Raw genomic sequence first — 14,642 nt, forward strand, 5'->3', positions numbered from 1 at the left:
GTGATACATTCGAGGTGAAGCGGACCGATGCGCATTCTTGTAGTCGAAGACGACGTCAATCTGAACCGGCAACTCACTGACACGCTGAAGGAAGCGGGTTACGTCGTCGATCAGGCATTCGATGGCGAGGAAGGTCATTTCCTCGGCGATACCGAACCTTACGACGCGATCATCCTCGACATCGGTCTGCCGGAGATGGACGGCGTTACCGTGCTCGAGAAGTGGCGCGGGGCCGGTCGCGGCATGCCGGTGCTGATCCTCACCGCCCGCGACCGCTGGAGCGACAAGGTCGCCGGCATCGACGCCGGTGCCGACGATTATGTGACCAAGCCCTTCCACGTCGAGGAAGTACTGGCGCGCATTCGCGCGCTGATCCGCCGTGCGGCCGGGCATTCCTCCTCGGAGATCATCTGCGGCCCGGTACGGCTGGACACCAAGACTTCCAAGGCGATAGTCAACGGCGTAACGCTGAAGCTCACATCGCACGAATACCGTCTGCTTGCTTATCTCATGCATCACATGGGCGAGGTGGTTTCCCGCTCCGAGCTTGTCGAGCATATGTACGACCAGGATTTCGATCGCGATTCCAATACGATCGAGGTGTTCGTCGGCCGGCTGCGCAAGAAGATGGGCGTGGACCTGATCGAAACGGTGCGCGGTCTCGGTTACCGCATCCAACCGCCGAACAATGCGAATTAAATCGCTCACCGCACGCGTCCTGCTTCTGACGACCGTCTGGTCGACCGTGGCGCTCGTGGTGATCGGCCTGGTGATTTCGACGCTTTATCGCCGCAGTGCGGAGCGGGGCTTTCAGGATCTGCTGCGAGCGCAGCTTTACAACGTCATCAACTCCGTGACGATCGGCGATCAGGGTGCGTTGAGCGGCAGTCCCCAATTGGGGGACCTGCGTTTCGCCCAGCCTCGGACCGGCTGGTACTGGGTGGTTGAGCCGCTTGGAACCTATACGACAGCGCCGCTGGTTTCGCCTTCGCTGGGGTCGGCAACGATCCCGGTTCCTTCGGTGGTGGAAGCGCCCTTCGACAAGAACTACGAGCGCTATTATCAGGTGACGGACTCGTCCGGCAACCGGGTGCAGGTGGCGGAAACCGAGGTGGTCCTCGATACCGACGGACGTGCGGCGCGTTTTCGGGTGACAGGCAATGTCGATGTCGTGGAGAGCGATGTCAGCACTTTCTCCCACAGTCTCTATCTGGCGCTCGCCGGCTTTGGGGTTGGCAGTCTGATCGTCAATGCACTCGCCATTCTTTACGGTCTGAAGCCGCTCGACAAGGCACGCGCCGCACTCGAGCGAATCCGTGCGGGCGAGAGCGAGCTACTGAAGGGCGATTTCCCGCGGGAGATCCTGCCGCTTGCGAACGAAGTGAATGCGCTGATCGACAGCAACCGGCGCATTGTCGAGCGCGCCCGTATGCAGGTGGGCAATCTGGCGCATTCCCTGAAGACGCCGATTGCGGTTCTGCTCAACGAAGCGAGGGTTCTGGAGCGCTCGCACGGGGACCTGGTCCGCAACCAGGCGGAGGTGATGCAGGGGCAGGTTCAATCCTATCTCAACCGGGCCCGCATCGCCGCACAGCGCGAATCCGTGCTGGCGCGCACCGATGCCGAGCCTGCCCTGGAGCGGCTGGTGCGGGTGATGCGGCGGCTGAACGTCGACAAGGAATTCGAGTTCACCGTAGCGCCGCAGAACCTTGCGGTCGCCATGGAGCAACAGGATCTGGAGGAGACTGTCGGCAACCTCCTGGAAAATGCCTCGCGCTTTGCCACGACCAAGGTGCGGCTCAGCGCGACCGAAGCGGCCGACGATGTGAAGGGCGCCGAAGGGAGTTCGCGGCGGCATTGGGTGGAGCTTGTCGTCGAGGACGATGGGCCTGGGCTGGAGCCGGATCAGATCCGCGAAGCGCTGAAACGCGGGCGGCGACTGGACGAAAGCAAGCCGGGAACGGGCCTCGGCCTTTCGATCGTCACGGAGATTTCCAATGAGTATCAGGGCCGGCTCGAACTCTCCCGCGGAGAGTGGGGCGGCCTGAAGGCGCGGCTTATTCTGCCCGGCGTCACAAAGGATGTTGCATGAGCAATTGCTTGATGCCACAAAGACATAGGCAGTTGCATAGCATGCTTTGCCTTAATCCCGACAAGGCGCGATGCGCTTCTGGCGGCATTGATTCCAATCTACTGCTGGTTTGACCGAATGATCTTACGCCCGAATACCATGATGGTTTTCTCGCTTGCTATTGCCATGGCACTGTCCTCGTGCGCGACCTCGAAAAGCGGCGGTTCTGGAGGGTTATTTTCCCGGAAGCCTTCGGCATCGGCCGCTTTCATCACGGCGCTTCAGGGCGGTATCGCCGGGCGCAGTGGCGTAGAGCTGAGCGACAGCGACAAGCAGCGGGCGGTCGAGGCGGAATATCGTGCGCTCGAAGGCGCTGCCGTCGGCCAGCCGGTCGCCTGGAGCGGACGCAATGCAAGCGGCAGGGTTGTCGCCGCCGCGCCCTATCAGGTGGGCTCACAGAACTGTCGCCAGTATACGCATACGCTGATCGTTGACGGCAAGGATACCGTTGTGCGCGGCGCAGCGTGCCGCAACGGCGACGGCAGCTGGTCGCCGCTGGGCTGAATTTTGACGGGCTGGCGATGCGGTCGCGCACCGGCGGGTCGCTTTCGCTCGTGAAATGCGGCCAAGCGCGTCAAATCTTCGTCATTCCGGCTTTGGCAGTTGGAATGATGCCGCGCTTCAAGTATTTGGGCCGGTATGATGTTTTGGATTCTCGTGGCCATTATGACGGCGGCAGTGGCCGCTCTTCTGCTTTATCCGCTGTTGCGCGGAGCAAAGGCGGCTGACGACGGACGTGCTGGCGAGGCCGCCGTATATCGCGATCAGCTGCGCGAACTCGACCGGGATCTGTCCGGCGGGCTGATTACGGCGGAAGAAGCCGAGTATGCGCGGGCGGAAATCGGCCGCAGGCTGATTGCGGTCTCGGCTGTCGAGCCAAAAGAACAGCACAAGGCCGCTGGCCAGCATCGCTTCAGCGAAGCGTTCGTTCTCCTGCTGTTGCCGGCGCTCGGGCTCTCTCTTTACATCGCGATGGGCCGACCGGATCTGCCCTCGCAGCCGCTGGAGGCGCGCCTGGAGAACCCCGGCAACGATATGACGGTCCTCGTTGCGAAAGCCGAACGGCATCTGGCGCAAAACCCGGATGACGGCAAGGGCTGGGACGTGCTGGCGCCGATCTATTTCAATACCATGCGCATGGCCGATGCCGAGAACGCCTACCGCAATGCCATCCGCCTGCTTGGGCCGAGCCCGATCCGTCTCGACGGACTTGCCGAAACCCTGATGGCTGGAGCGAACGGCGTCGTGACCGACGATGCGCGCAAGGTGCTCGAACAGTCGCTGACTCTGGAGCCTAACAACCCGCGCGCGAAATTCTATGTGGCGCTGAGCATGGAGCAGGCAGGGCGGGCGGCGGATGCGAAAGCAGCCTTCGAGGCTCTGGCAAAGGAATCTCCTGACGACGCGCCGTGGCTGCCGCTCGTCAACGAGCACATCGCCAAGAACGGCGGCGCTCCGGCGGTGGCGGATGACAAGGCGCCGGGCAACCCGACGGAAGACGACGTTGCGGCGGCTCGGGACATGAGCAGCGGCGACCGCCAGCAGATGATCCGCGGCATGATCGAGAGCCTCGACGCTAAGCTTTCCGCAGACCCGAACAATTTCGAAGGGTGGATGCGGCTTGTCCGCTCTTATGCCGTATTGAATGACAAGGATCGCGCGAGCCAGGCACTGAAGCGCGGGCTTGCAGCGTTTCCGGCAGCGAGCGAGCAGGGCAAGCAGTTGATCGCGCTGGCACATGAGCTGGGTATTGCGGCGGAAGGAATGACGGAATGACGCGCAAGCAGAAGCGCCTGGCGGTGATCGGCGGCGGCATGAGCTTCATCATTGCCGCGGTGCTGCTTGTCATGTTCGCATTCAGCCAGTCCGTTGCTTATTTTTACATGCCTGCCGATCTTGCCAAGACGCCGGTGGCGCCGGAGACGCGCATCCGCCTCGGCGGGCTTGTCGGCGAGGGCAGCGTCGTGCGTGGCACGGGTTCGACGGTCGAATTCGCCGTGACCGACGGCAGCGGCGATGCAGTGAAGGTGAAATATACCGGCATCCTTCCGGATCTTTTCCGCGAAGGCCAGGGCGTGGTCACTGAAGGCAAGTTCGAAGCCGGCAGCCATGAGTTCGTCGCCGACACCGTGCTTGCGAAGCACGATGAGAAATACATGCCCAAGGAAGTCGCCGACAGGCTGAAGTCGCAGGGTCTATGGAAGGAAGGCGAGGGCACGCAATGATCATCGAGATTGGGCATTACGCACTCGTTCTGGCGCTGGCGGCGGCGATCGTTGTTTCGATCGTGCCGGCGATTGGCGCGCGCAGGCTCGACCGGGCGATGATGGATGTCGCGCCGCTCGGCTCCGTGGTGCTGTTCGGGCTGGTGGCCTTCTCGTTCGGCGTTCTGACCTATGCGCACGTCGTTTCAGACTTCTCCGTCAAGAACGTCTGGGAGAACTCGCATTCGCTGGTGCCGCTGATCTACAAATATTCGGGCGTCTGGGGCAATCACGAAGGCTCGATGATGCTGTGGCTGCTGATCCTCGCGCTGTTCAGCGCGCTGGTCGCGGTCTTCGGGGGCAATTTGCCGGATACCCTCAAGGCCAATGTGCTTTCGGTGCAGGCGTGGATTTCGGTTGCTTTCATCCTCTTCATTCTGCTGACGTCAAACCCGTTCATCCGCCTCGATCCGGCGCCGGCAGAGGGACGCGACCTCAATCCGGTACTGCAGGATGTCGGTCTCGCGATCCATCCGCCGCTGCTCTATCTGGGATATGTCGGTTTTTCGATTTGCTTTTCCTTCGCGGTCGCCGCGCTCATGGAGGGCCGCATCGATGCGGCATGGGCGCGCTGGGTGCGTCCCTGGACGCTTGCCGCCTGGACCTTCCTGACGCTCGGCATCGCAATGGGTTCCTACTGGGCCTATTACGAGCTCGGCTGGGGCGGCTGGTGGTTCTGGGATCCGGTCGAGAACGCCTCCTTCATGCCGTGGCTGGCGGGAACGGCGCTGCTGCATTCGGCGCTGGTGATGGAAAAGCGCGAGGCGCTGAAGATCTGGACCGTGCTGCTGGCGATCCTGACATTCTCGCTCTCGCTGATGGGTACCTTCCTGGTGCGCTCCGGCGTGCTGACCTCGGTTCATGCATTTGCGAGCGATCCGAGCCGCGGCGTCTTCATCCTGTGCATTCTGATGATCTTCATCGGCGGCGCGCTTTCGCTGTTTGCCTTCCGTGCGCCCCTTTTGAGTGCGGGCGGGCTTTTCGCACCGATCTCGCGCGAAGGTGCACTGGTGCTCAACAATCTCATCCTCACGGTCGCATGTGGCACGGTGCTGACCGGCACCCTCTATCCGCTGCTGTTGGAAACATTGACTGGCGATAAGATTTCCGTTGGCCCGCCGTTCTTCAACATGACTTTCGGCCTGCTGATGGCGCCATTGCTGCTGGTCGTGCCGTTCGGGCCGCTGCTTGCATGGAAGCGCGGCGATCTGCTTGGCGTGATGCAGAGGCTCTATGTGGTTGCCGCACTGGCTTTCGCGGCAGCGCTGGTCTTTTTCTATGTCGAGCATGGCGGACCGGTGTTGTCTGTTCTTGGGCTTGCGGCGGGGCTGTTCCTCGTCTTCGGTGCTGTTGCCGACCTCTGGTATCGCGCGGGCATCGGCAAGGTGGCGAGAGAAGTCGCATGGCGGCGGCTTTCCGGCCTGCCGCGGTCGGCTTTCGGCACGGCACTGGCACATGCCGGGCTGGGCGTCACCGTTCTCGGCATTGTCGCCGTGACGACGTTTGCGACCGAGCATGTGCTTGAAATGAAGCCCGGCGAAACCACGGAGGCGGGCGGCTACAGCATCCATTTCGACGGCATGCAACCGGCGACAGGTCCGAACTACAAGGAAGATCGCGCACACTTCAGCATCCGTCGCGGCGGCGTTGAGGTTGCGGATGTCTGGTCGGCAAAGCGCGTCTATGTCGCCCAGCAGATGCCGACCACCGAAGCGGGTATCCTGACCTTCGGGCTCAGCCAGCTCTACGTTTCGCTTGGCGATGCAACCAACGACGGCGGCATTGTCGTTCGCATCTGGTGGAAGCCGTTCATTCTTTGCATCTGGGGCGGGGCGCTGATCATGGCGATCGGCGGCTTCGTGTCGCTCAGCGACCGGCGTCTTCGGGTCGGTGCGCCGCGCCGCAAGGCAAGAGCGGTCCCCGCAGTGATGGAGCCGGCAGAATGATCCGGGGGATCGTCCTAGCAATCGTTCTGTTTCTTACTGCAGTTCCGGCCTTCGCCGTGAACCCGGACGAGGTACTCGCCAACCCCGCTCTGGAGGCCCGAGCCAGGGCGCTTTCTGCCAAGCTGCGCTGCATGGTCTGCCAGAACCAGTCGATCGACGATTCCAATGCCGATCTCGCCAAGGACCTGCGGCTTCTGGTGCGCGAGCGCCTGACCGACGGCGATACGGACGAACAGGTCCTGAACTACATCGTTTCGCGCTATGGCGAATTCGTGCTTCTGAAGCCCCGGTTGAGCGTTCGAACGGTTCTGCTTTGGGGCGCCCCCATTGTGCTGATTGTCGCCGGGGGCATTTCGCTGCTCATTTTCGCCAGGCGGCGGGCTGGCAAGCCGACCGGAAGCCGGTTGACGGCGGAGGAACGGGCGCGGCTTGACGAACTGCTTGGCCCGCGGTCCGATCGGACATCCTGAAAGTTTGAGCCTTGAAAGGCTCCAATGGTCTCACCAATCAACCTGCGGTAAGATGCTCACGGGGTCCATTCGCATGTGGGCAAGACCATGGAGCGCCGCCTCGCAGCAATCCTGATCGCTGATGTCGCCGGCTACAGTCACTTGAGCCAGATCGACGAGGTTGGCACGCGTCGCCGCTTTCAGGCGGACATGGAGGACATCTTCCGGCCCAAGATCACCGAACATCACGGACGGCTGGTTAAGACCATGGGTGACGGTCTTCTTGTCGAATTTCACAGCGTCGTCGATGCGTTACACTGCGCAATTGATGTGCAGCGCGAGAAGGCCTTGCGAAATGCGGGCGTCGATCCGGCTCCGCGGCTTTATTTCCGCATCGGCGTCAATCTTGGCGATATCATTGTCGAAGGCGATGATATTCACGGCGATGGCGTCAACATCGCCGACCGCATCCAGGCGCTGGCCGACCGGGGCGGCATCGCCATCTCCGGCACGACCTACGATCAGGTAAAGACCAAGCTTGACGTCGGCTATATCTCGCTCGGCAGGCAGAAAGTGAGGAGCATTGCCGAACCGATACGGGTTTACCAGGTAGTCCTTGATGCGAAGACGGGGCGAACTGTCGTCAAGCGCCTGCGAAAACCTGTCGGTCTCGCAGCTGCCGTTGCATTTCTGCTGCTTGCGGGTGCTGCAGCCTATTGGTGGCAGCCTTGGGAGCTTGGCCAGGCGCCAGCGCTCATCGAGCGCTTCGCCTATCCACTGCCGGACAAGCCATCGGTCGCGGTGCTGCCGTTCATCAATGTCAGCGGCGATTCAGAGCAGGATCATCTGGCAGAGGGGCTTACCGACGACCTGATCACCGAGCTGTCCAAGGTTTCCGGTCTTTTCGTCATCGCCAGGCACTCGGTTTTTGCCGTTCAAAACGGTACAGCCAAGATCCAAGACGTGGCGGCGGAGCTCGGCGTGCACTACGTGCTCGAGGGCACGTTGCAGCGCGCTGGCACGCGCTTGCGGATCAATGTCAAGCTGATTGACGCGCTGACCGGACTTTCGATGTGGGCCGAGCGCTACGATCGTCAGTATGCCGATTTGTTTGCGGTTCAGGACGACGTCATCGGCAAAATCATCTCGGCGCTCGAGATAGAGCTCAACGACGTCGAGCGCACCCAACTGGAGCGGATACCGACCGACAACCTGGAAGCCTATGATTATTACATGAGGGCGGAACAGGAGGGCCTCGTCTATAGCGACGTAGATACCTACCGCCGCACACTGTCATACTATCAGAAGGCGATCGACCTCGATCCCAATTTCGCCGACGCGCATGCGGGTATTGCGCGCGTCGCGGTCGATGTCTGGCGTAACGACTATAATTTCCTCTGGTCAGCGGCAGTCGCCCGCAAGATCGCCTACGACGCCGCCGGGCAGGCGCTCAAGCTGGACCCCAAAAATGCGCGAGCTCACACGGTTCTCGCCCTGTTGCAGCTGGTTGATGGGCGCCCGGTGGAGGCGCGGGAATCGGCAACCCGGGCCGTGGAGATGCAACCCAATAGCGCGGAGGCCTTCGGCAATCTCGCCCTGATCCTTGCTCATACCGGGGATCATGAACAGGCGGTTGTCGAGATGGAAAAGGCTCTTCGGCTCGATCCTGCGCCAACGGCGAGTTTTCGACTGCTGGCGGGAATCGTCTTCTACACTGCGCGCGACAGCAGGCGCGCGATTCCTCTGATCGAGGCTGCGCGGGACGCCCTGCCCAATGCGGAGGCTGCACGCGAGTACCTGACGGCAGCCTATGCCTATGAAGGGGATCGGGTGCGCGGGGCCCAGGAAAAGGCCAAGCTTCTGGAGCTGTTTCCGGAGAGCAATCTCACTTACTACAGCTATCTCTACGATTACTGGCGCCCAGAAGATCTGGAGCACCACCTGACGGGATTGCGCGCTGCCGGTATTCCCGAATGGCCCTTCGGATTCGCCGCATCAGAAGCGGATCAGCTCAACGCCGACGCTTTGCGCGACCTGATCAACAACAAGACGTGGAGCGGGAAACACAAGAACGGAACGGCATTCGTCCAGTTTTTCGACAATGCCGGCAATACCGCATACCGCAGTGCAAATACCAATATCACCGGGACGGTCGAGGTGCAGGGAAACAGGCTGTGCGAGAGGTTCGGCGGCTATTTTCTCGATCGCATGGTGTGCGGCAAGATCTACAAAAACAAGGACGCCGGACAAGCCGGCGCCCACTATGTGCATGTCACCGCGCAAGCACTCAAGTTCTTCTCACTCGTACCCTGAATTCAGTTGGCTGGCATATGCTGCCAGTCCTTATGCATCTTGTCGGAAATCAGGGTGTTCTGCACTTCCGACCAATGCTTCTGGGAATCGACGACTTTGGTTGGCTTCTTTTCAAAGCCGTCTGCGGCGCCGGGGTCATAGCTCAGATAGAGCTTGCCCTCTATGATCCTCCATGCCTTCGGGTCGATGTTGGTCGTAACCGTTCCGAAGGAAACGCCGTCGGCGCAATACCCGCCATATTGGGGAGCATACTTGCCGGGATCAGCAACGAAGAGGTCGCGGTTCTCGGCGCTGGCGAAATACCACTCGGCACCCAGCCAGCGATGCGAATATTGCGGAGATCCTTCCACGGCTTTGTTCTGCGTGAAGTAGGCCACCGGATCGTAGCCCTTGATGGCCACGTCTCCAAAATACCCGGTGTTCACGGGCTCTTCCGCCGTCGCCGGTTGCCCGAGCGCGAAAACGATCGCGGCACCGACTATCATCGAGGCGATAAAGCCTGTCTTTCTGCGATATGCCATGTGTCCATTCTCCCGGTTCGGGCGAAGCGCTATTTCCGCTTCGTGCACTCGCCATACAGCCAGTCTCCGACCAGTTCGGTCGGCTGGCAGACGGCGCCCGCTTTCAAAAGCAGATCGGCGGCGTCCCAATGGGACCGCCATCCGGCTTGCGTCAACGGCGTGTAGCCGTTGCGTTCCTTCGCCTCTATGTTTGCCTTCTGCGCGACGAGAAAGGCGACGACATCAGCATGACCTTCTTCGGCAGCGGCATGTAGCGGCGACATGTGGTAGAAATTCTTGTCGTCGTTGACGAGTGCGCCCTTCGATACGAGCAATTCGACGACTTCGAGATTTCCGCCGTAGGCGGCAGCATGCAATGCCGTAAGACCGCCCTTGTTCCTGATTTCGATATCGGCGCCCTTCTCCAGCAGAAGAGCCACGATATCCGCGTGTCCTCCAAGAGCCGCGATCATCAACGGCGGCTCTCCCGACTCGTTCGGTTCGGCAATATTGGCTCCCTGATCGATAAGCTGCCCCACACGCTCGCGGTCACCGTTCCGCGCCGCGTCGTGTAACGGCCCGGCCCAGGCCATCGAGACCCCAAGCAACAGTCCTAGCATCGATGTGCCGACGACCCTCATCGCGCGCCTCGCCAACATACGGCCTCTGAGCAGAAGTATATTTAAGATATCATGAATATATTGCGCGGATCAAGGATCGCAGCCGCTCAGCCTCTTCGCACCGCCTGTCCTGGCGGCTGGTGAGGGCGCTATCGTACATTACCAAATTTTCATGGACCAGACAGTTCGCAGTAATGTGAAGGATACTATATCGTTGGTCATCGACCGGTCCGGCTCCAGCCGGAACGAAAAACAAAAACCAGACCGGAACGAAAGACAAAAACAAGAGAAGGTACCAAGAATGATAAAGACCCCCTCCGTCAGTACCATGCTGAAGGCTTCTACGGTCGCAGGTCTCGCTGCAGCAGTATTCGCGACTGCCGCGCCGCTTGAGATCACGCGTGCCTATGCTGAAGCCGTCAACGTCCAGGCTCCATCAGTCCCGAGCTTTGCAAACGTCGTCGATGCCGTGTCTCCCGCCGTCGTTTCGGTTCGCGTCGAATCGCGCATCAATCCCGCCGCGGACAACAGCGATGGTTTTGCTTTCGACTTCAACGGCCGCGGCTTTGACGATCTTCCCGACGATCATCCCCTGAAGCGCTTCTTCAAACAGTTCGGCGAGCAGGGGAAAAACGGTCCCCACGGCGGTCAGAACGACAGGAAGTTCGGCCAGCGCGATGGTCAGCGTGATGGTAAGGGCCGCCTGCGCCCGGTCGCGCAAGGCTCCGGCTTCTTCATTTCCGAAGATGGCTACATCGTCACCAACAACCACGTGGTTTCCGATGGCTCGGCTTTTGTTGTCGTCCTGAACGATGGCAGCGAGCTGGATGCCAAGCTGATCGGCAAGGACCCGCGGACCGACCTCGCCGTTCTCAAGGTTGACGCCAAGGGCCGCAAGTTCACCTATGTCAACTGGGCAGACGACAATGGCGTTCGCGTCGGCGACTGGGTGGTTGCAGTCGGCAACCCGTTCGGCCTCGGCGGCACGGTGACCGCGGGCATCATTTCTGCCCGTGGCCGCGACATCGGCTCCGGTCCGTATGACGATTACCTGCAGGTCGACGCGGCGGTGAACCGCGGCAACTCCGGTGGTCCGACCTTCAACCTCAGTGGTCAGGTCGTCGGCATCAACACCGCGATCTTCTCGCCATCGGGCGGCAGCGTCGGCATCGCCTTTGCAATTCCGGCCTCGACGGCCAAGGATGTCGTTGCCGACCTGATGAAGGACGGTTCGGTTTCCCGCGGCTATCTCGGCGTACAGATCCAGCCTGTTACCAAGGATATCGCCGACTCGCTCGGTCTGTCGGAAGCAAATGGCGCATTGGTCGTCTCTGCCCAGGACGGTACCCCTGGTCAGAAGGCAGGGATGAAGGCGGGTGATGTTGTGACCGCCGTCAATGGTGAACCTGTCAAGGACGCCCGCGATCTCAGCCGCCGCATCGGTGCCATGCAGCCGGGCAGCAAGGTCGAGCTCTCGGTGTGGCGCGACGGCAAGGCTCAGTCCGTCACCGTCGACCTCGGCACGCTTCCGGATGACCAGAAGGATGCGTCCAATGATGACGGCGATCAGACGCCGCAGCAGCCTGAGGCGCCGGCTTCCGAGAAGGCGCTTGCGGATCTGGGCCTGACCGTCGGCCCGTCCGATGATGGCAAGGGTCTGACGATTACGGGCATCGACCCTGACTCGGATGCTGCCGACAAGGGCATCAAGGAAGGCGAGACGATTACCTCGGTGAACAACCAGCAGGTCTCGAATGCCGACGACGTCGTCAAGGTTCTCAACCAGGCGAAGAAGGACGGCCGCACCCGGGCACTCTTCCAGATCCAGTCCAAGGAAGGCAGCCGGTTCGTGGCTCTGCCGATCAACGGTCAGGGCTAATCCCCTCCTTGATCTGAAAAAGGAAGCCGCGCGTTCCCAACCTTCGCGCGGCTCCCTTTCCGTATCCTTTTCAGGGACGACCTCGATGCCCCCACTCTCACCTCAAGACGCTTTGAACCTTGCCGAAACCCAGACGGCAGGTAATGTCGGCCGCATGAAGATTCTTATTATCGAAGACGACCTTGAAGCTGCGGCCTACCTCACCAAAGCCTTTCGCGAGGCGGGAATCGTGGCTGATCATGCCAGTGACGGCGACAGCGGCCTCTTCATGGGGGCAGAGAATACCTATGATGTAATCGTCATCGACCGGATGCTTCCTCGCCGCGACGGTCTTTCCGTCATCAGCGAACTTCGGCATAAGGGCATTCACACACCGGTGCTTATTCTTTCTGCCCTTGGGCAGGTCGATGACCGCGTGACCGGCCTTCGCGCCGGCGGCGACGACTATCTGCCGAAGCCTTACGCCTTCAGCGAACTTCTGGCCCGCGTCGAGGTGCTCGGCCGCCGCAAGGGCACGCCGGAGCAGGACGTTGTCTATCGCGTCGGCGATCTCGAGCTTGACCGGCTTGCGCATGAAGTCCGGCGTGGCGGCAAGGAAATCCCGCTGCAGCCGCGGGAATTTCGCCTTCTCGAATATCTGATGAAGAATGCCGGGCAGGTCGTCACGCGCACCATGCTTCTCGAGAATGTGTGGGATTATCACTTCGATCCGCAGACGAATGTCATCGACGTGCACGTCTCGCGCCTGCGCTCGAAGATCGAGAAGGACTTCAGCCAGCCGTTGCTGAAGACCATCCGCGGCGCCGGTTACATGATCAAGGACGAGGGATGAACCGCTTCTGGTTTCTCTTCAAGTCCACTGCAGTCCGCCTTTCGGCACTTTATATCCTGCTTTTCGCGATCTGCGCCGCAACTCTCGTATTCTACGTGACGGCGATGTCCCAGGGGCTGCTCACCCAGCAGATACGGGAGGCAGTCCAACAGGAAGTCGACGCCGTCACACGCGCCTATAGCACGGGCGGCATGAACGGCCTCCTGCGCACGCTGGAGCGGCGTGCCCGCCAGCCAGGCGCCAACCTTTACATTATCGCGGGTCCCTCCGGAGATATTCTAGCAGGCAACGTTGCGTCCGTGCAGCCGGGCGTGTTCGAGGAAACCGGCTGGACGTCGGTTCCGTTTTCCTATCAGCGTTACGCCGATAGCGACCGTGATCGCCAACACATGGCGATCGCCAATATCTTCGTCCTCGACAACGGCTTGCGCGTCCTCGTCGGGCGCGACCTCGGCGAGCCCGAGCGCTTCCGCGTTCTGGTGCGCCAGGCGCTGATGATCGCGCTTGCGATCATGGGGCTCGGCGCAATCGTCATCTGGTTCGGCATCGGCCGCAACGCGCTGAAGCGCATCGACCGCATGTCGGACGCGGGCAAGAAGATCATGGCGGGCGATCTTTCCCAGCGCCTGCCGGTCGGCGGTTCAGGCGATGAATTCGACCGTCTGTCGGTTTCTCTGAACACGATGCTGGAGCGCATCGAGAAGCTGAACGAAGGGCTGCGGCAGGTTTCCGACAACATCGCCCATGACCTCAAGACGCCGCTGACGCGCCTGCGCAACAAGGCTACGGATGCGCTGGACACGACGGAAGAGGAGCAGAGGCGTACCGCGCTCGAAGGGATCATTGCCGAGTCCGATCAGTTGATCCGGACCTTCAACGCTCTCCTGATGATTTCGCGTGTAGAGGCGGGGTCGGTCGTGGCGGAGATGTCGCCGATCGAGCTTTCCTCGATCGTCGCCGATAGCGCCGAGCTTCACGAGCCGGTCGCAGAAGAAGCCGGATTGACCCTGACATCAAGCATCGAGCCAGGGATATCCGTGCAAGGCAACCGTGAATTGATCGCGCAGGCGATATTCAACCTGATCGACAACGCGATCAAATATGCCGACGACCCGGAGGGCGGCGGCGAAATTGCTTTGAAGCTGTCGCGCCGCCCTGACGGTATTTGCCTCTCGGTCGCCGATCAAGGTCCGGGCATTCCGGCCGAGAAGCGTGAGGACGTCGTCAAGCGCTTCGTGCGGCTTGACGAGAGCCGGTCGAAACCCGGCACCGGGCTTGGCCTCTCGCTGGTCGAGGCGGTGATGGAACTGCATGGCGGCACGCTGGAGCTTTCCGATACCGACCCGGAAAAGGCGGAAAGACGAGGCCTTACCGTCAGCATGATTTTTCCGATCAAGCCAGTCTAGGGTCAGGATCTATTGAATTCATCCATTCTGTTGGGCAGCATCGGATTGGATGGAAGCAAACAAGCGCAAGGCAAGGCTTTTTAGCCTTGGCGAGCATTGTTTGCGATCAGACGGCCGATGCTGCCCAACCCGAAGGGCGAGGCGGATTTCGCTCCTGACCGTGTCGGAAAGACTTGAAAGTGTGGGGCACTTCCGGCGTCTTTCCTTCTCGTCAGAAACAAAATCCGCCACGCAGAATGGATGAATTCAATAGATCCTGACCCTAGGCTTGGCTCCTCCGGATTGTGACCCTAGGTTAGGGC

Annotated in this window: 13 protein-coding genes; 11 read left to right on the forward strand and 2 right to left on the reverse strand. The window is 60.9% G+C overall.

Annotated elements, in window-relative coordinates:
* Positions 1 to 27: 27 nt before the first annotated feature.
* From HGP14_RS05735 to HGP14_RS05770, 8 genes are all read left to right on the forward strand, one after another.
* Entirely contained in the window at positions 28 to 699 is a 672-nt protein-coding gene (locus HGP14_RS05735; RefSeq protein ID WP_168828903.1) for a response regulator transcription factor, read from the forward strand.
* Positions 689 to 2,092, forward strand: a complete 1,404-nt coding sequence (locus HGP14_RS05740) for a sensor histidine kinase (protein WP_168828904.1) — start codon at positions 689 to 691, stop codon at positions 2,090 to 2,092. Before HGP14_RS05735 ends, HGP14_RS05740 begins: the two co-directional genes overlap by 11 nt.
* A gap of 117 nt (positions 2,093 to 2,209) precedes the next feature.
* Positions 2,210 to 2,635, forward strand: coding sequence for a hypothetical protein (locus HGP14_RS05745; protein WP_168828905.1), 426 nt, complete (start codon positions 2,210 to 2,212; stop codon positions 2,633 to 2,635).
* Between the two features lie 135 nt (positions 2,636 to 2,770).
* The gene (gene ccmI / locus HGP14_RS05750) at positions 2,771 to 3,907 is read left to right on the forward strand and encodes a c-type cytochrome biogenesis protein CcmI (RefSeq protein WP_168828906.1); all 1,137 of its coding nucleotides are present in this window, start codon (positions 2,771 to 2,773) and stop codon (positions 3,905 to 3,907) included.
* Positions 3,904 to 4,356, forward strand: a complete 453-nt coding sequence (ccmE, locus tag HGP14_RS05755) for a cytochrome c maturation protein CcmE (protein WP_168828907.1) — start codon at positions 3,904 to 3,906, stop codon at positions 4,354 to 4,356. Before ccmI ends, ccmE begins: the two co-directional genes overlap by 4 nt.
* Positions 4,353 to 6,341, forward strand: a complete 1,989-nt coding sequence (locus tag HGP14_RS05760; RefSeq protein ID WP_168828908.1) for a heme lyase CcmF/NrfE family subunit — start codon at positions 4,353 to 4,355, stop codon at positions 6,339 to 6,341. The genes ccmE and HGP14_RS05760 overlap by 4 nt, the downstream gene beginning before the upstream one ends.
* On the forward strand, positions 6,338 to 6,811 hold the full coding sequence (locus HGP14_RS05765) for a cytochrome c-type biogenesis protein (RefSeq protein ID WP_168828909.1): 474 nt from the start codon (positions 6,338 to 6,340) through the stop codon (positions 6,809 to 6,811). The genes HGP14_RS05760 and HGP14_RS05765 overlap by 4 nt, the downstream gene beginning before the upstream one ends.
* 87 nt (positions 6,812 to 6,898) lie before the next feature.
* The gene (locus HGP14_RS05770; RefSeq protein WP_168828910.1) at positions 6,899 to 9,103 is read left to right on the forward strand and encodes an adenylate/guanylate cyclase domain-containing protein; all 2,205 of its coding nucleotides are present in this window, start codon (positions 6,899 to 6,901) and stop codon (positions 9,101 to 9,103) included.
* A 2-nt stretch (positions 9,104 to 9,105) separates the two neighbouring features.
* Here the strand turns inward: HGP14_RS05770 and HGP14_RS05775 are convergent, their stop codons facing one another.
* Both HGP14_RS05775 and HGP14_RS05780 read right to left on the reverse strand, forming a co-directional pair.
* Complete coding sequence (locus HGP14_RS05775) at positions 9,106 to 9,624, reverse strand: YHS domain-containing (seleno)protein (RefSeq protein WP_168828911.1); 519 nt, start codon at positions 9,622 to 9,624, stop codon at positions 9,106 to 9,108.
* Between the two features lie 29 nt (positions 9,625 to 9,653).
* A complete protein-coding gene (locus HGP14_RS05780) occupies positions 9,654 to 10,244 on the reverse strand; it encodes an ankyrin repeat domain-containing protein (protein WP_168828912.1) in 591 nt (196 codons plus the stop codon).
* A gap of 280 nt (positions 10,245 to 10,524) precedes the next feature.
* On the opposite strand from HGP14_RS05780, the gene HGP14_RS05785 reads away from it, so the two are divergent.
* The 3 genes from HGP14_RS05785 to HGP14_RS05795 all read left to right on the forward strand — a co-directional run bounded on the left by HGP14_RS05785 (position 10,525) and on the right by HGP14_RS05795 (position 14,340).
* Positions 10,525 to 12,102 (forward strand): Do family serine endopeptidase, encoded by a 1,578-nt coding sequence (locus tag HGP14_RS05785; RefSeq protein ID WP_168828913.1) that lies wholly within the window; start codon positions 10,525 to 10,527, stop codon positions 12,100 to 12,102.
* 154 nt (positions 12,103 to 12,256) lie between these two features.
* Complete coding sequence (locus tag HGP14_RS05790; RefSeq protein WP_168829598.1) at positions 12,257 to 12,934, forward strand: response regulator transcription factor; 678 nt, start codon at positions 12,257 to 12,259, stop codon at positions 12,932 to 12,934.
* A complete protein-coding gene (locus HGP14_RS05795) occupies positions 12,931 to 14,340 on the forward strand; it encodes a sensor histidine kinase (RefSeq protein WP_168828914.1) in 1,410 nt (469 codons plus the stop codon). Before HGP14_RS05790 ends, HGP14_RS05795 begins: the two co-directional genes overlap by 4 nt.
* Positions 14,341 to 14,642: the final 302 nt, after the last annotated feature.

Origin of the sequence: Rhizobium sp. P32RR-XVIII (assembly GCF_012641395.1) — a bacterium.
In the GTDB taxonomy this organism is placed as follows: domain Bacteria; phylum Pseudomonadota; class Alphaproteobacteria; order Rhizobiales; family Rhizobiaceae; genus Rhizobium.

Bases quoted from the DNA above. Each gene is read 5' to 3' on its own strand.
- ccmE (WP_168828907.1), top strand. From the start codon at position 3,904: ATGACGCGCAAGCAGAAGCGCCTGGCGGTGATCGGCGGCGGCATGAGC.
- HGP14_RS05745 (WP_168828905.1), top strand. From the start codon at position 2,210: ATGATCTTACGCCCGAATACCATGATGGTTTTCTCGCTTGCTATTGCC.
- HGP14_RS05795 (WP_168828914.1), top strand. From the start codon at position 12,931: ATGAACCGCTTCTGGTTTCTCTTCAAGTCCACTGCAGTCCGCCTTTCG.
- HGP14_RS05765 (WP_168828909.1), top strand. From the start codon at position 6,338: ATGATCCGGGGGATCGTCCTAGCAATCGTTCTGTTTCTTACTGCAGTT.
- HGP14_RS05760 (WP_168828908.1), top strand. From the start codon at position 4,353: ATGATCATCGAGATTGGGCATTACGCACTCGTTCTGGCGCTGGCGGCG.
- HGP14_RS05790 (WP_168829598.1), top strand. From the start codon at position 12,257: ATGAAGATTCTTATTATCGAAGACGACCTTGAAGCTGCGGCCTACCTC.
- ccmI (WP_168828906.1), top strand. From the start codon at position 2,771: ATGATGTTTTGGATTCTCGTGGCCATTATGACGGCGGCAGTGGCCGCT.
- HGP14_RS05770 (WP_168828910.1), top strand. From the start codon at position 6,899: ATGGAGCGCCGCCTCGCAGCAATCCTGATCGCTGATGTCGCCGGCTAC.
- HGP14_RS05785 (WP_168828913.1), top strand. From the start codon at position 10,525: ATGATAAAGACCCCCTCCGTCAGTACCATGCTGAAGGCTTCTACGGTC.
- HGP14_RS05775 (WP_168828911.1), bottom strand. From the start codon at position 9,624: ATGGCATATCGCAGAAAGACAGGCTTTATCGCCTCGATGATAGTCGGT.
- HGP14_RS05740 (WP_168828904.1), top strand. From the start codon at position 689: ATGCGAATTAAATCGCTCACCGCACGCGTCCTGCTTCTGACGACCGTC.
- HGP14_RS05780 (WP_168828912.1), bottom strand. From the start codon at position 10,244: ATGAGGGTCGTCGGCACATCGATGCTAGGACTGTTGCTTGGGGTCTCG.
- HGP14_RS05735 (WP_168828903.1), top strand. From the start codon at position 28: ATGCGCATTCTTGTAGTCGAAGACGACGTCAATCTGAACCGGCAACTC.